Raw genomic sequence first — 4,034 nt, forward strand, 5'->3', positions numbered from 1 at the left:
AGCAGGTGCGAAAGCAGGGCTTAGTGATCCGGCGGTTTTGCGTGGGAGAGCCGTCGCTCAACGGATAAAAGGTACTCCGGGGATAACAGGCTTATCCTCTCCGAGAGTTCACATCGACGAGAGGGTTTGGCACCTCGATGTCGGCTCATCGCATCCTGGGGCTGTAGAAGGTCCCAAGGGTTTGGCTGTTCGCCAATTAAAGCGGTACGTGAGCTGGGTTTAGAACGTCGTGAGACAGTTCGGTCCCTATCTGATGCGGGCGCAGGAGATTTGAGAGGAGCTATCCCTAGTACGAGAGGACCGGGATGGACGGACCTCTGGTGTACCAGTTGTTTTGCCAAAGGCATAGCTGGGTAGCTACGTCCGGACGGGATAAGCGCTGAATGCATATAAGCGCCAAGCCTCCCTCAAGACTTGATCTCCCTCTCCGATTCGTCGGAGACTAAAGGCTCCACGTAGATTACGTGGTTGATAGGTCGCAGGTGTAAGGTCCGTAAGGACTTCAGCTGAGCGATACTAATCAGCCGTGCGACTTGATCCGATAAATTTAAACTTCTAAAAGAAGCTCCCCTGTTCTCTATTTTAAATACTGTTTAAAGGTTTAAGGGTTAAAGAGTTTAAGGGTTAAAAAAACCAAGAACCTTGAACCACGACCTGTAGAATTTGAGAAATTGGTGGAGTTGTGGTGGGACGATGAACTAATCACCATGAACTATCTACCAATTTTCGATAGAAAATTTTTCCGGTGGCTATGGCGAGGGGGAAACACCTGTTCCCATTCCGAACACAGAAGTTAAGCCTCTCCGCGTCGATGGTACTGCCCTGGCAACGGGGTGGGAGAGTAGATCGCTGCCGGGAATAAAATTTGTCCTGTACCATACGGTGCAGGACAATTTTGTTTGTGGTGGATGGTTCATAGTTCATAGTATTTCGTAGCGCGACCCTCTAGGGTCGCTTCATTATAGAAAATTCGTCTACGGTACTTAAAACTTTGTAACAGCTATAAGATAACACATGAATGTTGAAAGATAGGAGCGCCAATGACAATTGGTATTGCTGTGTGCTTAACTGATGGAGCACTTTTAATTGCCGATGGAAAACTAAGTACGTTTTCTCCGAATGTTACTACAATTAGGGACGATGACGACAAGATTCATCGGCTCGCGGAAACGATTGGAGCAATATCGTTTGGGATCGACCCACTTACGAAGGCAGTGCTTTACAGCTTAGAGAAGAGCAAGATCATTAATCCCGACCAATTATTACCTGAACAAATATTGCAGGTAATAGAAAAAAATATGGAGCCACAATGGAACTGCTTTCTTGCACATGTATCCCCGGCCTCGGAGCGCAATCGGCCAGAGATGCGTGCGGGCTTCCTAATAGGCGGGATTGCGAAAAATATAAGCTTCATTGGCGGTATTCTCTTTCGTCCAGATGGACATGACTCCCCTAAGATCGAAACACAGCCGTTCAATTGGATGCTTTTGGGCGGTGTAGAACATGGTTCAAAAGTTATCTTTAAGAAATATATTGAATTTTTTTCTCAAAATCTTCAAGGAAAAGTCAATACTGAAGAACTACTTCCCTTGACTTTCATTCTTGCAGGAATTGAGACGATCAGAGATGTGGAAAAGAAGGATCCCACAATTGGAGGAAGAATTAAGTACGTTCGTATACACAGTGGTCTTCCATATTGTGTGTCTTTCGCCTAACATCCAGGCACTTTCTTCACTATGGTCAATATACAAATGGGTTCGTTTATCCGGCCCATGTGAGACTTTTCTGTGCCTAAATCCCGACCCGGATGAGTTGACATTTTTTTGTTGACTTATTTGATTTATTATATTTGCTTATTTGTAAGAAAAGCGAATAAGATGAATAATGAACCTCTGAATCTTAGTAAGAAAATAGAAATAGCCAAGAATCTGGCAGCAATAGTCCTGGGAAGTGTTGGGTTGCTCCTATTTATCGGATTTTGTGTGTTGAACTCTTACTATTCAAAGTACGGATTTTCTTCCTTCAATCTTCTGCAGAGTAGAGTGATAGCATCGGGATTGATATTCGTAATAGCTGTTATTGTGATCAATATTCGCTATCTAGTTCCAGGAGTTATGCCTCGCCTCAGGGGGTATCACCGTAAGGAAAGGCGGATCGTTGTGAGATTGGGTCTTGAATTGATTTTGTTGTTATTCTTCGCTTTTTTGTATTCTGTTTTGCTCAAATATTTGGGGTTTGGACTTGATGTCAAGCCTAATACATTCTTAAAATTGTTTTATAATATGGTAATTCTTAGCCTTTTAACAGGGTATATGGCTGTATTTTACGACTTCTATCTGAATAATTCTATTGGGTCACTGTATAGAAAGCAGTTTATACTGGTAATCATATTTCTCATGTCTATGGCAAGTATTTATTTTTTTGGTAAGGAATTCTATCCTTCAATACCACAAGCGTTTGGGGGCGGAAAACCACTTGAGGTTCAGATTATTTGGAATACCCAACAAAACGGAGTGGAAGGTTTTTTTACAACACAGGAAAGTGGAACACTCAACGTTGGCTATATAGGAGATAATTCAGAATCATACTTCCTGCTTCTTGATAGTAACACGGGACCATCTTTCATAGAATTGAAGAAAACATTAGTAGGTGCTATATATTATAAGACGTCTCCGACACGTCTGACGAAAATCTTGCAATGAGTTAAAAAAATTCGTGGTGCCCTGCTTTTACGTGCCAAACACGTCTTGGATTGGGCATTTCTTGCAGGGGCAAAATACCGTTCTATTCGTACTTTGTATCCCAGATCCGTCCAGAACTACTAATCAAAATATTTTATTTACTTGCTCGAAAATCGGTGGACAAAAAGAAGGCCGCATTATAACTTTTATGCAGGATGAAATTGAGCTACCAGAAAATGGTCCAGGTAATGTCAACGAATGATTCCGCATACGACGGAAAATTCTATGTAGGTGTGCATTCGACCGGGATTTACTGTCTGCCGTCCTGTAAAGCCAAAAAACCGAAATTGGAGAACGTGGTCTTCTATTCCACGCGTGAGGAAGCCATTGCCGCGGGTCTGCGAGGTTGTAAGCGGTGTAGATCGGAAAAGTATCCGGATGTCCTGCCTGAGTGGCTGCATTCTGTCCTGAAATTCATGAAACAAAACCGGGCTGAAAAACTCAACGAAGCTAAACTTATTCAACTAACCGGTGTGGACATATCGACCATTCGAAGATATTTCAAAACTCATCTCGGAATGACTCCTCTATCTTTCCATAGAAAGATACGCCTGAATCATGCTCGACGGTTAATTCTATCTGGGGATAACTATCTTTCAGCCGGCTACGAGTGCGGTTATGAATCGGCGAGCGGCTTCCGTGAGGCATTTGTAAGAGAATTTGGTCAACCACCAGGGAGGTATTATGCAAAACCAAAAAATTGTCTTTAAGAATCTGAGTAGTCCGCTTGGAGAAATGATAGCTGGAGCTACTGATAAAGGAGTCTGCTTTTTGGAATGGCACGACCGCGGCGGAGTGGAGCGAATTAAACAAAGAGTGGAGAAACGTTACAAAATGCCACTGGTCAAGGGAAATAATCGACATTTAGATAAACTTGAAAAAGAGCTAGTAGATTACTTTGAGGAAAAGTTGAAGAAATTTCGAGTACGAATTGACGTCAACGGCACGCCCTTTGAAAAAAAGACCTGGGAACAACTGCTTCAGATTCCTTATGGCGAAACCAGGTCATACGGTCAGATAGCAAAACATCTTGGCAAACCAGGTGCGCAAAGAGCGGTAGGCAGGGCAAACGGAGCAAATTATCTTTCTATTGTGATTCCCTGCCATCGGGTAATCGAAGCCAATGGAAACCTGCGTGGTTATGGTGGCAAACTCTGGCGAAAAAAATATCTGCTGGAGCTTGAGGCGGGTTTGAAACCGAAAATCTGATCTAATTTCTGGGGACTTTTTGTAGTTGCTCGATTTATCGAGCAAAATGCCCAATGAATTGGGCAACTACAAACGCGTAATGCC

At 43.1% G+C, this 4,034-nt stretch carries 4 protein-coding genes and 2 rRNA genes; all 6 read left to right on the forward strand.

Features of this window, described 5'->3' with window-relative positions:
* A 23S ribosomal RNA gene (locus MUP17_11955) occupies positions 1 to 541 on the forward strand; the annotation flags it as partial.
* A gap of 200 nt (positions 542 to 741) precedes the next feature.
* Positions 742 to 858, forward strand: a 5S ribosomal RNA gene (gene rrf, locus MUP17_11960).
* Positions 859 to 1,040: 182 nt separating this feature from the next.
* Entirely contained in the window at positions 1,041 to 1,715 is a 675-nt protein-coding gene (locus MUP17_11965) for a hypothetical protein (protein MCJ7459688.1), read from the forward strand.
* A gap of 162 nt (positions 1,716 to 1,877) precedes the next feature.
* Positions 1,878 to 2,702, forward strand: coding sequence for a hypothetical protein (locus MUP17_11970; protein MCJ7459689.1), 825 nt, complete (start codon positions 1,878 to 1,880; stop codon positions 2,700 to 2,702).
* A 200-nt stretch (positions 2,703 to 2,902) separates the two neighbouring features.
* Positions 2,903 to 3,451 (forward strand): helix-turn-helix domain-containing protein, encoded by a 549-nt coding sequence (locus MUP17_11975; protein MCJ7459690.1) that lies wholly within the window; start codon positions 2,903 to 2,905, stop codon positions 3,449 to 3,451.
* A complete protein-coding gene (locus tag MUP17_11980) occupies positions 3,426 to 3,950 on the forward strand; it encodes a methylated-DNA--[protein]-cysteine S-methyltransferase (GenBank protein MCJ7459691.1) in 525 nt (174 codons plus the stop codon). Before MUP17_11975 ends, MUP17_11980 begins: the two co-directional genes overlap by 26 nt.
* The last annotated feature ends 84 nt before the right edge of the window (positions 3,951 to 4,034 follow it).

It is taken from the genome of Candidatus Zixiibacteriota bacterium, assembly GCA_022865345.1.
GTDB lineage: Bacteria > Zixibacteria > MSB-5A5 > MSB-5A5 > RBG-16-43-9 > RBG-16-43-9.